The organism is Streptomyces sp. IBSBF 3136 (assembly GCF_036815105.1).
Classification (GTDB): Bacteria; Actinomycetota; Actinomycetes; order Streptomycetales; family Streptomycetaceae; genus Streptomyces.
The window spans coordinates 1-13309 of sequence record NZ_JAJSZC010000076.1 but is presented as its reverse complement, the minus strand read 5'-3'; the positions used below and the strand labels follow the sequence as shown (position 1 = coordinate 13309).

General features: G+C 72.7%; 11 protein-coding genes. 6 read left to right on the top strand and 5 right to left on the bottom strand.

The features are described from left to right. Positions 1 to 70 precede the first annotated feature (70 nt). The 3 genes from V7E45_RS18260 to V7E45_RS18250 all read left to right on the top strand — a co-directional run bounded on the left by V7E45_RS18260 (position 71) and on the right by V7E45_RS18250 (position 2742). The gene (locus V7E45_RS18260) at positions 71 to 1291 is read left to right on the top strand and encodes a carbohydrate-binding protein (RefSeq protein ID WP_333775241.1); all 1221 of its coding nucleotides are present in this window, start codon (positions 71 to 73) and stop codon (positions 1289 to 1291) included. 119 nt (positions 1292 to 1410) lie between these two features. After that, positions 1411 to 2187 (top strand): polysaccharide lyase family 7 protein, encoded by a 777-nt coding sequence (locus V7E45_RS18255; protein WP_333775240.1) that lies wholly within the window; start codon positions 1411 to 1413, stop codon positions 2185 to 2187. A gap of 102 nt (positions 2188 to 2289) precedes the next feature. Then, on the top strand, positions 2290 to 2742 hold the full coding sequence (locus tag V7E45_RS18250) for a hypothetical protein (RefSeq protein ID WP_333775239.1): 453 nt from the start codon (positions 2290 to 2292) through the stop codon (positions 2740 to 2742). A gap of 83 nt (positions 2743 to 2825) precedes the next feature. Here V7E45_RS18250 and V7E45_RS18245 read toward each other — a convergent pair whose 3' ends face one another. Beyond that, positions 2826 to 6200, bottom strand: coding sequence for a pyruvate carboxylase (locus V7E45_RS18245; protein WP_333775238.1), 3375 nt, complete (start codon positions 6198 to 6200; stop codon positions 2826 to 2828). Between the two features lie 370 nt (positions 6201 to 6570). Between V7E45_RS18245 and V7E45_RS18240 the strand changes: the two genes are divergently transcribed. Together V7E45_RS18240 and V7E45_RS18235 are read left to right on the top strand one after the other, a co-directional pair. Continuing rightward, entirely contained in the window at positions 6571 to 7560 is a 990-nt protein-coding gene (locus V7E45_RS18240) for an aldo/keto reductase (RefSeq protein ID WP_333775237.1), read from the top strand. Positions 7561 to 7900: 340 nt separating this feature from the next. Beyond that, a complete protein-coding gene (locus V7E45_RS18235; protein WP_443056088.1) occupies positions 7901 to 9160 on the top strand; it encodes an MFS transporter in 1260 nt (419 codons plus the stop codon). Positions 9161 to 9200: 40 nt separating this feature from the next. On the opposite strand, the gene V7E45_RS18230 is transcribed toward V7E45_RS18235, so the two are convergent. The 3 genes from V7E45_RS18230 to V7E45_RS18220 are packed head-to-tail and all read right to left on the bottom strand — an operon-like array spanning position 9201 to position 10917. Next, on the bottom strand, positions 9201 to 9953 hold the full coding sequence (locus V7E45_RS18230; protein ID WP_333775235.1) for a metallophosphoesterase family protein: 753 nt from the start codon (positions 9951 to 9953) through the stop codon (positions 9201 to 9203). Further along, a complete protein-coding gene (locus V7E45_RS18225; RefSeq protein WP_333775234.1) occupies positions 9950 to 10234 on the bottom strand; it encodes a BON domain-containing protein in 285 nt (94 codons plus the stop codon). Before V7E45_RS18225 ends, V7E45_RS18230 begins: the two co-directional genes overlap by 4 nt. Continuing rightward, on the bottom strand, positions 10231 to 10917 hold the full coding sequence (locus tag V7E45_RS18220) for a hypothetical protein (RefSeq protein ID WP_333775233.1): 687 nt from the start codon (positions 10915 to 10917) through the stop codon (positions 10231 to 10233). The genes V7E45_RS18225 and V7E45_RS18220 overlap by 4 nt, the downstream gene beginning before the upstream one ends. Before the next feature lie 160 nt (positions 10918 to 11077). On the opposite strand from V7E45_RS18220, the gene V7E45_RS18215 reads away from it, so the two are divergent. Beyond that, positions 11078 to 12250 (top strand): PP2C family protein-serine/threonine phosphatase, encoded by a 1173-nt coding sequence (locus tag V7E45_RS18215; protein WP_333775232.1) that lies wholly within the window; start codon positions 11078 to 11080, stop codon positions 12248 to 12250. Between the two features lie 96 nt (positions 12251 to 12346). On the opposite strand, the gene V7E45_RS18210 is transcribed toward V7E45_RS18215, so the two are convergent. Next, positions 12347 to 12844, bottom strand: a complete 498-nt coding sequence (locus V7E45_RS18210) for a hypothetical protein (protein WP_333775231.1) — start codon at positions 12842 to 12844, stop codon at positions 12347 to 12349. Between the last annotated feature and the right edge of the window lie 465 nt (positions 12845 to 13309).

Sequence of the window (13309 nt, the reverse complement as noted above, 5' to 3'; positions counted from 1 at the left end):
AACACCTCCCAGAAGGTGGGGCTCCCCCGCTCAGGGTTCCCTCCCCACCCCCACCTTCTGGAGGCACGCAGTGAGACGACTTCGGGCATGTCTGGGCGCGGCGGCGGCCGTCACGCTCGCCGCCGCGGGCACGACCGCGCTGGTCGCGAGCAACGCCTCGGGCGCGACCAGCGCGCTCGGCAACCGCTGGTACGCCGCCGCCCCGTACCTGATGCCCCTGGACAACGACCCGCCGGACCCGGCCGCCATCATGGACGCCTCCGGCCTCAAGGCCTTCCAACTGGCCTTCGTCCTCGCACCCAACGGCGGTGGCTGCTCGCCCACCTGGGGCGGCACCGCGCCGGTCTCCTCCGACACCGCCGTGCAGAACGTCATCAGCACCATCCGCGCCAAGGGCGGGGACGTCTCCGTCTCCATCGGCGGGTACGGCGGCACCAAGCTCGGCCAGGCCTGCGCGGACGCGGCCTCCACGGCCGCGGCGTACCAGCAGGTCATCACCAAGTACGGCCTGCACGCGATCGACTTCGACCTGGAGGAGCCGGAGTCCGAGAACACCGCGGCCATCCGGAACGAGATCGGCGCGGCGAAGATCCTCCAGCAGAACAACCCGGGTCTCTACGTGTCCGTGACCACGGCCGGCACGGCGGACGGGACCGGCTGGTTCGGCAAGCAGATGCTGCTGGAGGCCAAGTCCCAGGGGTTCACCCCGAACAACTTCTCCATCATGCCGTTCGACGGCGGGTTCAACGGGGCGGCGAGCCAGACCGGCGCGCTGACCAACTTCAACGCCATCCTGCGGTCCACGTTCGGCTGGGACGAGGCCACCGCCTACGCCCATGAGGGCTTCTCCGGCATGAACGGCCGCAGCGACACCGGTGAGTACTTCTCGCAGGCCGACTTCCAGACCGTGCTGGACTACGCCACGAGCCACAACATGGACCGGTTCACGTTCTGGTCGCTGAACCGTGACCGTCAGTGCAGCCCGGCCGACAACGGCGGCCGCACGTCGGGTACCTGCTCCAGCGTCACGCAGAACTCCTGGGACTTCGCCAAGTACTCGGTGAAGTTCGCCGGGGCGACGCCGCCGAGCACGACACCCACGCCCACCCCGACCCCCACGCCGACTCCGACTCCGAACTCCTGCAAGACGGCGTGGAGTTCGGGCGCGGTGTACACGGCCGGCAACGAGGTGTCGTACAACAAGCACAACTGGAAGGCCAAGTGGTGGACCCAGAACGAGGTGCCCGGCGCCTCCGAGTGGGGCCCCTGGCAGGACGAGGGCGCTTGCTGACCCCTTGACGCGACTGGCGCGGACCTTTAGTTTCACGGGTCATCAGCGACCAAGGATGCGTTCGCTGTTCAGCCTGCTGAACAGCGAACGCATTCCGGCTCGGCGAAGGGACCCCCCACATGACCCACCACCGGCTCCGCACCGTCGCCACCGCCGCGGGCCTCGTCCTCGCCCTGACCGCCCTCGTGGGCGGCAGCGCGGACGCGGCCGACCCGCACGTCGCACCGGGCGGCAACTTCGACCTGTCGACATGGCAGCTCCAGGAGCCCGTCGGCTCCCCCGGCTCCCCCACCACCATCCCCTCGTCCCGGCTCCAGGGCGCGAACGGCTACCAGGACGCGTACTTCTACACCGACACGCGCGACGGCGCGATGACCTTCTGGGCCCCCGAGAAGGGCGTGACCACGCCCAACTCGAACTACGCCCGCTCGGAACTGCGGGAGATGAACCGCGACGGCAGCGCCGCCGACTGGGCGCTCAGCGGCTCCCACCGGATGAGCGCGACCCTGCGCGTCGTCTCGGTGACCAAGAACGTGTGCGTGGGCCAGATCCACCTCGGCTCCGGCGGTTCCTCCACCAAGCCGCTGCTGGAGCTGTACTACCACGCGAACGGCGACATCGTGCTCGGCACCGAGAACTCGCCCTCCGGCGGGCAGACCCCGCACACCGTCGGGCACGTCTCGGTCGGCAAGACCTGGAGCTACACCATCGCCGTCGCCGGCGGCAACACCATCGCGCTCACCGTCAACGGAACCACCACCCGCTACGCCATCCCCTCCTCCTTCACCCCGTACCGGCAGTACTTCAAGGCGGGCTCCTACAACCAGTCCTCCTCGGACAGCCCCACGAACGGCGCCCGGGTCGCCTTCTACGGGCTGACCGTCGCGCACGGCTGACCGCCGACACACGTCACGACCTGCGCGATTGGTGCATTCGGGGGTACGGTCGTAGCGTCGAGATGCACGCGCTCGGACACGGCACGACGGCTGGGAGCGGCCATGCGCGGATCAGTGACGGGAACGGCGGTCATGCTCGCGGCGGGAGCCCTGCTCGCGGCATCGATGTCCACGGCCTCGGCCGGCCCACCGGACACGGCCAGCCAGGCCCGGCCCCGGCAGCCGGTGCTGGTCGACTGCCGGTTCGACCACGACGTGCGACCGACCGACTTCATCCTGGCCTGCGGTGACGGCAACAGCCGCCTCGCCGGACTCGACTGGAACCACTGGGGCAGCCAGCGGGCGAAGGCCGTGGGCGTGAACTGGGTCAACGACTGCAAGCCGTACTGCGCCGCGGGCCGCTTCCACCCGTACCCGGTGGTCGTGCGCCTGGACCGCCCGGAGCCCTTGAAGAAGCACCCGGACGTCCAGCACTTCACCCGGATGACCCTCACCTACGACGACGCGCGCCCGGCCGGCTTCCCCAAGGTCGTGACCTACCCGCTCTGGGACTGAGCGGGCAGGTACCGAGCGCTCGGGACCGAGCGCCCCCGCACCACCCGCCGCGGCCGGTTCCCCCGGCCGCGGCGGGCGTGCGCTCAGGCGATCTCGACCAGCAGGTCGCCGCCCTCCACCTGCTGGATGCGGTTGATGGCCAGCCGGGACACCCGGCCCGCCTTCTGCGCCGTGATCGTCGCCTCCATCTTCATCGCCTCGATGGTGGCCACGGTCGCACCGGCCGCCACCTCGTCGCCCTCGGTCACGGCGAGCGTCACCACACCGGCGAACGGCGCCGCCACATGGCCCGGATCGGTGCGGTCGGCCTTCTCCGTCACCGGCACGTCGGACGCCGCCGCCCGGTCGCGCACCTGGATCGGGCGGAGCTGGCCGTTGAGCGAGGACATGACGGTGCGCAGACCCCGTTCGTCGGCCTCGCCGATCGCCTGAAGCTCGATCAGCAGCCGGACGCCCGGCTCCAGGTCGACGGCGTACTCCTTGCCCGGGCGCAGTCCGTAGAAGAACGCCTTGCTGTCCAGCACGCTGGTGTCGCCGAAGCTCTGGCGGTGCGTGTCGAACTCGCGGGTCGGGCCGGGGAACAGCAGCCGGTTCAGGGTCGTCCGGCGGTCCTTCGCGAGCCCGTCGCGGTCCTCGGCGGACAGCTCCGGGACCGGCTTGGACTCGCCGCGGCCCTGGAGGGCCTTGGTGCGGAAGGGCTCGGGCCAGCCGCCGGGCGGGGTGCCCAGCTCACCGCGCAGGAAGCCGATCACCGAGTCCGGGATGTCGAACCGGTCGGGGGTGGCCTCGAAGTCCGCCGGCGAGACCCCGGCGCCCACCAGGTGCAGGGCGAGGTCGCCGACCACCTTCGAGGACGGGGTGACCTTGACCAGGTGACCGAGGATGCGGTCGGCGGCGGCGTACATCGCCTCGATGTCCTCGAAGCGGTCGCCGAGGCCGAGGGCCACGGCCTGGGTGCGCAGGTTGGACAGCTGCCCACCGGGGATCTCGTGGTGGTAGACGCGCCCGGTCGGCGAGGCGAGGCCCGCCTCGAACGGGGCGTAGATCCGGCGGACGCTCTCCCAGTACGGCTCCAGGTCGCCGACGGCCTGGAGGTCGAGGCCGGTGGGTCGCTCGGAGTGGTCGGTGGCGGCGACGAGCGCCGACAGCGACGGCTGCGAGGTGGTGCCCGCCATGGAGGCCACCGCGCCGTCCACGGCGTCCGCGCCCGCCTGGATCGCGGCGAGGTAGGTGGCGAGCTGGCCGCCGGCCGTGTCGTGCGTGTGCAGGTGCACGGGCAGGTCGAACTCGCGGCGCAGCGCCGTCACCAGCTTGGCGGCGGCCGGGGCGCGCAGCAGTCCGGCCATGTCCTTGATGGCGAGGACGTGCGCCCCCGCCCCGACGATCTGCTCGGCTAGGCGCAGGTAGTAGTCGAGGGTGTAGAGCCGCTCGGCCGGGTCGTTGAGGTCGCCGGTGTAGCAGAGGGCGACCTCGGCGATCGCGGTGCCGGTCTCGCGCACGGCGTCGATGGCGGGCCGCATCTGGTTGACGTCGTTGAGCGCGTCGAAGATGCGGAAGATGTCGATGCCGGTGGCGGCGGCCTCCTGGACGAAGGCGTCGGTGACCTCGGTCGGGTACGGGGTGTAGCCGACGGTGTTGCGGCCGCGCAGCAGCATCTGCAGACAGATGTTCGGCACGGCCTCGCGCAGCGCGGCCAGCCGCTCCCAGGGGTCCTCGGCGAGGAAGCGCAGCGCCACGTCGTACGTCGCGCCGCCCCAGCACTCCAGGGACAGCAGTTCCGGCAGGGTGCGGGCGACGACCGGGGCCACGGCGAGCAGGTCCTTGGTGCGCACCCGGGTGGCCAGCAGCGACTGGTGGGCGTCGCGGAAGGTGGTGTCGGTGACGCCGATCGTCGGGGACTCGCGCAGGTGCCGGGCGAAGCCCTCGGGGCCCAGTTCGACCAGCCGCTGCCTGGAACCGGCGGCCGGCTCCCCGGCCGGCGGGGTGGGCAGCTTGGCGACCGGGTCGAGCAGGTCGGGGCGCGCGCCGTGCGGCTTGTTGACGGTGACGTCGGCGAGGAAGGTGAGCAGCTTGGTGCCGCGGTCGGCGGAGTGCCGGGCGGTCAGCAGGTGCGGCCGCTGCTCGATGAACGCGGTGGTGACCCGGCCGGCCTGGAAGTCGGGGTCGTCCAGGACGGCCTGGAGGAAGGGGATGTTGGTGGCCACGCCGCGGATGCGGAACTCGGCCACGGCACGCCGGGCCCGGCCGATGGCGGCCCGGAAGTCGCGGCCCCGGCAGGTGAGCTTCACCAGCATCGAGTCGAAGTGCGCGCTGATCTCCGTGCCCGCGTGGGTGGTGCCGCCGTCGAGGCGGATGCCGGAGCCGCCGGGCGAGCGGTAGGCGCTGATCCGGCCGGTGTCCGGGCGGAAGCCGTTGGCCGGGTCCTCGGTGGTGATACGGCACTGGAGGGCGGCACCGCGAAGAGTCACCGTGTCCTGGGACAGGCCGAGGTCGGCGAGGGTCTCACCGGAGGCGATGCGCAGCTGGGCCTGGACCAGGTCGACGTCGGTGACCTCCTCGGTGACCGTGTGCTCGACCTGGATGCGCGGGTTCATCTCGATGAAGACGTGGTTGCCCGCGGGGTCGAGGAGGAACTCCACGGTGCCCGCGTTGCGGTAGCCGATCTCGCGGGCGAAGCGCACGGCGTCGGCGCAGATCCGCTCGCGCAGTTCCGGGTCGAGGTTGGGCGCCGGCGCCATCTCGATGACCTTCTGGTGGCGGCGCTGGAGCGAGCAGTCGCGCTCGAAGAGGTGGATGACGTCGCCCTCGCCGTCGGCGAGGATCTGCACCTCGATGTGGCGCGGGTCCACAACGGCCTTCTCCAGGAAGACCGTCGGGTCGCCGAAGGCGGAGGCCGCCTCGCGCGAGGCGGCCTCGATGGACTCGCGCAGCTGGGCGGGGTCCTCCACCCGGCGCATGCCGCGGCCGCCGCCGCCCGCGACCGCCTTGACGAAGATGGGGAAGCCGATGTCGTCGGCGGCCCGGATGAGTTCGTCGACGTCGTTGGAGGGCGCCGAGGAGCCGAGCACCGGCACTCCGGCGGCCCTGGCCGCGGCGACCGCGCGCGCCTTGTTGCCGGTCAGCTCCAGGGTCTGCGCGTTCGGCCCGACGAAGGTGATGCCCGCCTCCTCGCAGGCGCGGGCGAGTTCGGGGTTCTCGGAGAGGAACCCGTAACCGGGGTAGACGGCGTCGGCGCCCGCCCGGCGGGCGGCGGCCACGATCTCCTGGACGGAGAGGTAGGCCCGCACGGGATGCCCGGGCTCCCCGATCTCGTACGCCTCGTCGGCCTTCAGCCGGTGCAGTGAATTGCGGTCCTCGTGCGGAAAGACGGCGACCGTGCGCGCACCGAGTTCATAACCGGCCCGGAACGCGCGAATCGCGATCTCTCCACGGTTGGCGACCAGCACCTTGCGGAACATCCTGGATTCCCTTCAGCTGCCTGGCGGCGACGAACACCATGGTGTCAGCCATGCCCTGCCGTACGTCGCGGCAACATTAGGGGGTGCCCGTAGGAGTCGAAGTGCGAAAAGCATCACACTGCCGGCCCCTGGGCGCACGCGGAGCGGGCCGCTTCCGGGCCGGGGGGTGCCACCGGCCGGGTTGACTTCGAGCGCGCTCCAGGTCATAGCGTCGAAGACACCCCGGCCGGCAAGGGCCGCGGCGCCCGGCGTTCCCGTTCGGGATGCCGGGAGACGGAATCCGTCGCTCCATGGAGAAGGGCTTCGTGCCGTAGGCCACGACGGCCCTCGTCCAGGGAGCGACGCTCGAGCGGAAAGGCTGGGACACCACATGCGACAGCGCAGTCTGCGGGATCTTGAGGTATCGGCCATCGGCCTCGGCTGCATGGGCATGTCCGCCTTCTACGGCACCGCCGACCAGGACGAGGGCATCGCGACCGTCCGGCGGGCCCTGGAGCTGGGCATCACCTTCCTCGACACCGCCCAGCTCTACGGACCGCTGACCAACGAGTCCCTGGTCGGCGAGGCGATCCGGGGACACCGCGACGAGTACGTGATCGCCACGAAGTTCAACTACCGCATGGACGACGCGGTGCCGGGCGACATGAGCACGATCGGCCGGCAGGACGGCTCGGCCGAGCACGTGCGCAGCTCGATCCACGGCTCGCTCCAGCGCCTGGGCACCGACCACATCGACCTGTACTACCAGCACCGCGTCGACCCCGCCGTGCCCATCGAAGAAACGGTGGGTGCCCTGGGGGAGCTGGTCGCCGAGGGCAAGGTGCGGCACATCGGGCTGAGCGAGGCGAGCGCGGACACCATCCGGCGCGCGCACGCCGTCCACCCGGTCACGGCGGTGCAGAGCGAGTACTCGCTGTGGTCGCGGGACGTCGAGGCCGAGGTGCTGCCCGCCTGCCGGGAGCTGGGCATCGGCTTCGTCCCGTACTCGCCGCTCGGCCGCGGATTCCTCGCCGGGCGGTTCTCCTCCCCCGACGAGCTGGACCAGAACGACTTCCGGCGCAACAACCCCCGCTTCACCGACGCCAACATCGACGCGAACCAGCGGCTGGCCGCCAAGGTCAAGGAGATCGCCGCGGAGAAGGACGTGACCCCGGCCCAGCTCGCCATCGCCTGGGTGCTGGCCCAGGGCGAGCACCTGGTCCCGATCCCGGGCACCAAGCGCCGCACCTACCTGGAGCAGAACGCGGGCGCGGTCGACATCGAGCTGACCAAGGACGACCTGGCCCGCATCGACGCCGAGCTGCCGGAGGCGGCCGGGGAGCGCTACGACGAGGCGGGCATGCGCACGGTGAACCGGTGACCGGTTCCGCCCCGTTCGTCCCCCTTCCGGCGCCGCCTCTGTGAGCAACCCCACGCCGGGGTCAAGTGCCAACGGGGGGCACGGATTTGAGGGCCGTACGGGGCCGCTCGCACGGGTGGCGGCGGCGGGCCGCCGGTCCCTTCTGCCACGATGGTCCGCGCCCTGACCGGGCGGCCCGGCCGCGCAGCGCAGCCGGCCCGACGGGTACCGCCGGTCTCTCCCCACCCCTGGCTGTCGAGTACCCTCCGTGCCCCTTTCCCCCGCCCTGTCCACGCCCGTGCCCGAAACCGCCGCCCAGCGTGCGTCGCGTTCGCCGTGGCGGTCCCTGCGGCACCCCAGCATGCGCTGGTGGTCGGTCGCCAATCTCGTCTCCAACGCCGGCACCTGGATGCAGCTCACGGTGCAGAACCTGCTGGTGCTCCAGATCACCGGTTCCGCCGCGGCGACCGGTCTGTCGATGTCCGTGCAGGCGGCGCCCGCCCTGTTCGTGAGCCTGTTGGGCGGCGCGGCCGTGGACCGCTGGCCGCGGAAGCTGACCGTCGCCGTCAGCCAGGCGCTGCTCGGCGCGGTCGCCTTCACCACCGCCCTGCTGGTGGCGCTCGACCGGATCGACATGCCGGCGCTGATGGTGCTGGCCGCGGTCACCGGTGTCATCGCCACCGTCGACGGACCCGCGTGCGCCCTCCTCGGCAACGACCTCGTGCCGGTGGAGGACGTACCGTCCGCCATCGGCGTCGGCGCGCTCGTGCACAGCGCCGGCCGGCTCACCGGTACGGCGCTGGCCGGGGTGACCGTCGGTTTCCTCGGCACGTCCGCCGCGTACGCCGCCAACGGGCTGTCGTTCCTGTTCGTGGCCGCGGTCGTGCCGTTCCTGCGGCCCGCCCCCGGCGCGGTCCAGGAGCCGGTGAGCGAGCCGGTGAGCGCCGAACGCGCCGCACCTGACCGCGTGGAGATGGGCGTGCGGCAGGGCCTGGCGTTCTTCGCGCGCCGGCCCCGGCTGGTCGCGCTCGCCGCCGTCACTGGCATCAGCTCCGTCTTCGGCCGCAACTACGGCCTGACCCTCGCCGTCCTCGTCACCGGGCCGCTCGCGGGCGGTGCCGGGGCGTTCGGCACCGTCTCCACGGTGCTGGCCGTCGGCGGCATTCTCGGCGCGGTGCTCGGCGCCCGGCTGCGCCGGCCCTCGGTGCGCACCGTGGGCCTGCTCGCCGCCGCGGGCGGGCTGCTGCAGGTGGCGGCGGGGCTTTCGCCGTCGCTCGCGGTGCTGCTGGTGCTGGTGCTGCCGATGGCGGTGGTGGAGTCGGTCTCCGACACCGCGGGCACGGCCGTCCTGCAGACCGATCCGCCCCCGCATCTGCGCGGCCGGGTGCTCGGCGTGTGGAGCAGCGTCGGCACGGTGTGGGGCCTCGGCGGCCCACCGGCGCTCGGCCTGCTCATGGAGTGGGCCGGGACGCGGGGCGCGCTGGTCGCCGGCGGTCTGCTGATCGCCGGGGCGATCGGCACGGGCCTGCTCGCGCGCCGGCGCACCGTCCGGGCGCCGGTGACGCTGAGCGCGAAGGAGGGCGACATGACCGGCCGGGTGGCCCTGGGCACGGCCGCCTGAGCGCCGGCCCGGGACAGGTCCCGGGCCGGCGCCCGTGGTGTCAGGCGGGCTGCCGCTCCGCCCGCTGCGCCACGGGCAGGTGGTAGACGTGGAACGCCTGGCCGATCACCGGCTGCGCCACGTTGCGCACCCGCACGCCGCCGCTGGTCATGCCGTGTTCGGTGCCCGCGTGGGCGTGCCCGTGCACGGCGAGGTCGGCGCCCGCGGTGTCGATCGCCTCGGCGAGCAGGTAGCTGCCGAGGAACGGGTAGATCTCCGGCGGTTCCCCGGCCAGGGTGTCCGGCACGGGAGAGAAGTGGGTCAGGGCGATCCGCACGTCGCAGTCCCGCTCGTCCAGCTCCTTCAGGGCGGCCAGCAGGCCGTCGGCGCACCGGCGGCTGTAGCGGACGAACTCCTTCATGAGCGGCTCGCCGAACTCGCCGGCGCAGCGCCCGACGAAGCCGCCGCCGAAGCCCTTGGTCCCGGCCACCCCGATCCGCGCGCCGCCCGCGGTGGTGACGACGGCGGCCTGGCCCTCCAGGACCTGGGCGCCGGCCTCCCGGAGGATGCCGGCGACCTCCTCGGGCCGTTCGTCGTGGTGGTCGTGGTTGCCGAGGACGGCGACGACCGGCACCGGGAGGTCCTTGATCTCCCGGGCGACGACCCGCGCCTCCTCCGGGGTGCCGTGCCGGGTGAGGTCGCCGGCGAGCAGCAGCACGTCGGCGCAGCCGGGCAGCGTCTCGAAGGCCGGGCGGAGCGTGCCCTCGCTCTCCGGTGCCATGTGGATGTCTCCCACCGCCGCTACGCGGATCATGTGAGGTCCTCCCCGTGGTCGGGCGAGGAGGTCCCGGCGACCAGGATGTCGCAGTGGACGGGGTGCCCCGCCAGCTCTTCGCGAGCCAGGCCGAGGATCTCGTCCCGGCACTGGGTGGACGGCACGGTGCCGGTCAGCAGGACGGAGTCGCCGTGCGGGACGAGCCGTACGCCCAGTTCCCCGAGGTGGCCGGCGGCGAGGCGGTCGGCCAGGTGGGCGACGCGGTAGTCCAGGTTCTCGGCCGTGGGCGGGCCCGGCGGCCGTACGTCGGGGTCGGTCATGATGTCCCTTCCCGAGGTTGGATCACGTTCAGCTGTTCGAGCAGGAACAGGAAGGCGGCCGGCATGGGCTCGTCCCCGCAGGCCCGGCGCACCTCGTCCCAGTCGACCTTCTCGCGCACGGCGCGGGCCACCGGCAGGACCGCCCCGAAGTCGCAGTAGTGCTCCGAGAAGGCACTGATCAGGCTGTGGATCAGGTCGGTGGGCGCCAGCACCGGCATCAGCACCGAGTCGACCGGGAGGCACTGGGCCCGGGCCAGCATGTCCTTGGTGACGGGCTGGTGCGCCAGCTCGAAGATGATGTCGATGTCCTGCCCGTGGCAGTCGGTCTTGAGCAGCCAGTCCTCCGGCGGGGTGCGCACGGTCAGGCCCGCCTCGCGCAGGGTGGCGGCCACCGCGTCGGCGTCCTCAGGCAGCACCGCGAAGTCGGCGTCGTGCTGGAGGTGGCGGCTGCCGCCGTGGGCGTAGACGGCCACGCTGCCCGCGAGGGCGAACGGGTGGCCCTTGCGCTTGAGCAGGGCACCGATCTGTTTGGTGGCCTCCAGGATCGCCTGGCTGCGGTCCTGGGGCAGGTCCTGGGCACCGGGCGGCGCCGCCGCGGACCGCACCGGGCTGTCGGCGGCGAGCCGGAGTCCGGCGACCTCCGGCCGCCGGGCGGGGGTGGAGTCCTCCCCGTTCTGCGTCATGGCCTCTCCATTCGCGTCCGTCTGCCGGCTCCCGGCGCCCCCGCGGACGGCCGGGGACGGCCCCGGGGCCCCGGGTACCCGGGGCCCCGCCCGGTCAGTCGTCGCCGTCGGGCGGTGCCCCCGAGTGCCGTGGCGCGTGCGCGGGCGCACCCTGGTAGGCATGAGGTTCGGGTCCGGAAGTCGGGACGCGCGCCTGAGGTGGCGATCGTCCCGGAACCTGCTGCTGTTCCCCGTCGCGCTCATCGTGGTGATCACGGTGGTCGACCTGCGCTCCCCCGAGAGCATCCACCTGGGCCCGGCGCTGGTGATCGCGCCCGCCATCACCCCGTCGTTCGCCGGCCCCCGGACCACGGGGCTGGTGGGCGCGCTGGCGGTGGGGGCCCAGACCCTGATCGGCGTCTACCACGGCGGTCTGACGACGACGAACCACATCGTGCAGATCGTCACGCTGGCGATCCTCTCGGTGGCGGTCGTCGTCTACAGCGCCCTGCGGGAGCGGCGCCAGGCGCAGCTGGCCCAGGTGCGCAACGTCGCCGAAGCGGCGCAGCACGTGCTGATGTGGCCGCTGCCCGAGTACATCGGCCCGCTGCGGATCGCGTCCCTGTACCTGGCCGCCGAGGACGAGGCGCAGATCGGCGGCGACCTGTACGCGGCGACCCGCTGCGACGGCTCGGTGCGGGTCCTCATCGGCGACGTGCGCGGCAAGGGCCTGGCCGCCATCGGGGAGGCGGCCCTGCTGCTGGGCGCGTTCCGGGAGAGCGCGCACCGCCATGTGACGCTGCCGGACCTGGCCACGGCGCTCGACCTGAGCATCACCCGGTACACGGCCGAGCTGGACACCGAGGAGGAGGCGGGCGAACGTTTCGCCACGGCTCTGCTGGTGGAGATCCTGGACGGGGACGCGCTCACCCGGATGACCAGCTGCGGCCATCCGCCGCCGCTGCTGCTCAGCCCCGGTCACGCGGTCACGGCGCCCAGCCTGCACCCGGCGCCGCCGCTCGGGGTGCACGGTGGCGCCGAGCACACGCTGGACGTCGTCTCCCTGGAACCCGGCGACACGCTTCTGCTGTACACCGACGGGGTGATCGAGGCGCGGGACGCGCGCGGGCGGTTCTATCCGCTGGCGGAGCGGGCCGCCCGCTGGACGGACGTCAGCCCGGAGGCGCTGATGCACCATCTGCGGCACGATCTGCTCGCCCACGTGGGCGGCCGCCTCGACGACGACGCCGCGCTCATCGCCCTGCACCGCACGGCCGCCGGCGTCCGCCACCCGCACCGGCCGGCGACGGTCGCCCAGGACCGGGTACGGCGGCCCGGCACCCGTACGGGATGAGCCGGACCGCTCGCTGCGCGCGCCGAAACCGGCCCTGGCACAGCGCGGCCCCGCCCCGAGTGGGGCGGGGCGGGGCCGGGCGCCTGCGCCAGCCGGTCAGCGCACCGGCTTCAGGTCGGTGATCTTCCGGGTCTTCAGGTCGGACAGGACGTCGATCTTGGTGACCTGGGCGCCGGCGCCGTCGCTCCAGGTGAGCGTGACCCTGCTGGTGGCGTGGCCCGCGCCGGAGCCGGTGTGCACGACCTTCCACTTCACCGGGACGTTCTGGGCGAACAGGATGCCGTTCGCGTGGTTCCTCGCCTCGTACGCGGCCACGTGCCGCTGGGCGGCCGGGGACAGGTAGAACGCGCGCAGCGCCTTGGCGTCCGCCGCGGCCGAGGGGTCCTCGCCGTCCCAGACGGCGTCGATGTAGGCGCCGTAGAAGTCGGCCACGCGCTGGGTGACGTCGCGCGGGTCGCCCTGGGCGGTGGACACGGCGGCCCGGGTGGTGTGGCTCGCGCCGGTGCCGGCGAGGGCGGGCGTGACGGCGGCCAGGGTGAGGCCGGCGGTGAGGGCGACGGCGGTCAGAAGTGTCTTGCGTTTGCGGACGGTCATGTTTCTCATTCCCCCGGTTTCTTCGCGACCGGTTCCATCCCGGCCTTCGACGGACCTTAAGACCGCAATTCCCTCCGCCCGGTTCCACCCCTCCGCCTTTTCTTTCCCCGCAATTCCCGGCAGAGGGCACAACAGCGATGGTTGTGGCGAATTCCGGTCCCTTTCCATTTCTTTTCGGCCACACCGCCTCAGGTCTTCGCGACCCGAGCCGCACGCTCAGGGCTGCTTGCGATTTTCAACTTGCTGGTTGCGGGCTGTTGTTGGCGGGTGCCAGAGTGGATTCGACTGCTCCGGCTGACCGAAGGAGCGGGCGGCGCGGCCGGTCGGGGGAGACAGGGCTGCCACCACGGCCTCGCGGGAGGCCGGGTGTCGTCCGCTCCCAAACGGCCGGCCCTCCGACACCGGCCGCCCTGCGACGAGCGGCCGGACGAAAGGCGTACGGCCATGGCTCCGCCCTCCCTCCCC

Bases quoted from the DNA above. Each gene is read 5' to 3' on its own strand.
- V7E45_RS18240 (WP_333775237.1), top strand. From the start codon at position 6,571: ATGCGACAGCGCAGTCTGCGGGATCTTGAGGTATCGGCCATCGGCCTC.
- V7E45_RS18215 (WP_333775232.1), top strand. From the start codon at position 11,078: ATGAGGTTCGGGTCCGGAAGTCGGGACGCGCGCCTGAGGTGGCGATCG.
- V7E45_RS18220 (WP_333775233.1), bottom strand. From the start codon at position 10,917: ATGACGCAGAACGGGGAGGACTCCACCCCCGCCCGGCGGCCGGAGGTC.
- V7E45_RS18245 (WP_333775238.1), bottom strand. From the start codon at position 6,200: ATGTTCCGCAAGGTGCTGGTCGCCAACCGTGGAGAGATCGCGATTCGC.
- V7E45_RS18225 (WP_333775234.1), bottom strand. From the start codon at position 10,234: ATGACCGACCCCGACGTACGGCCGCCGGGCCCGCCCACGGCCGAGAAC.
- V7E45_RS18235 (WP_443056088.1), top strand. From the start codon at position 7,901: ATGCGCTGGTGGTCGGTCGCCAATCTCGTCTCCAACGCCGGCACCTGG.
- V7E45_RS18255 (WP_333775240.1), top strand. From the start codon at position 1,411: ATGACCCACCACCGGCTCCGCACCGTCGCCACCGCCGCGGGCCTCGTC.
- V7E45_RS18230 (WP_333775235.1), bottom strand. From the start codon at position 9,953: ATGATCCGCGTAGCGGCGGTGGGAGACATCCACATGGCACCGGAGAGC.
- V7E45_RS18210 (WP_333775231.1), bottom strand. From the start codon at position 12,844: ATGACCGTCCGCAAACGCAAGACACTTCTGACCGCCGTCGCCCTCACC.
- V7E45_RS18250 (WP_333775239.1), top strand. From the start codon at position 2,290: ATGCGCGGATCAGTGACGGGAACGGCGGTCATGCTCGCGGCGGGAGCC.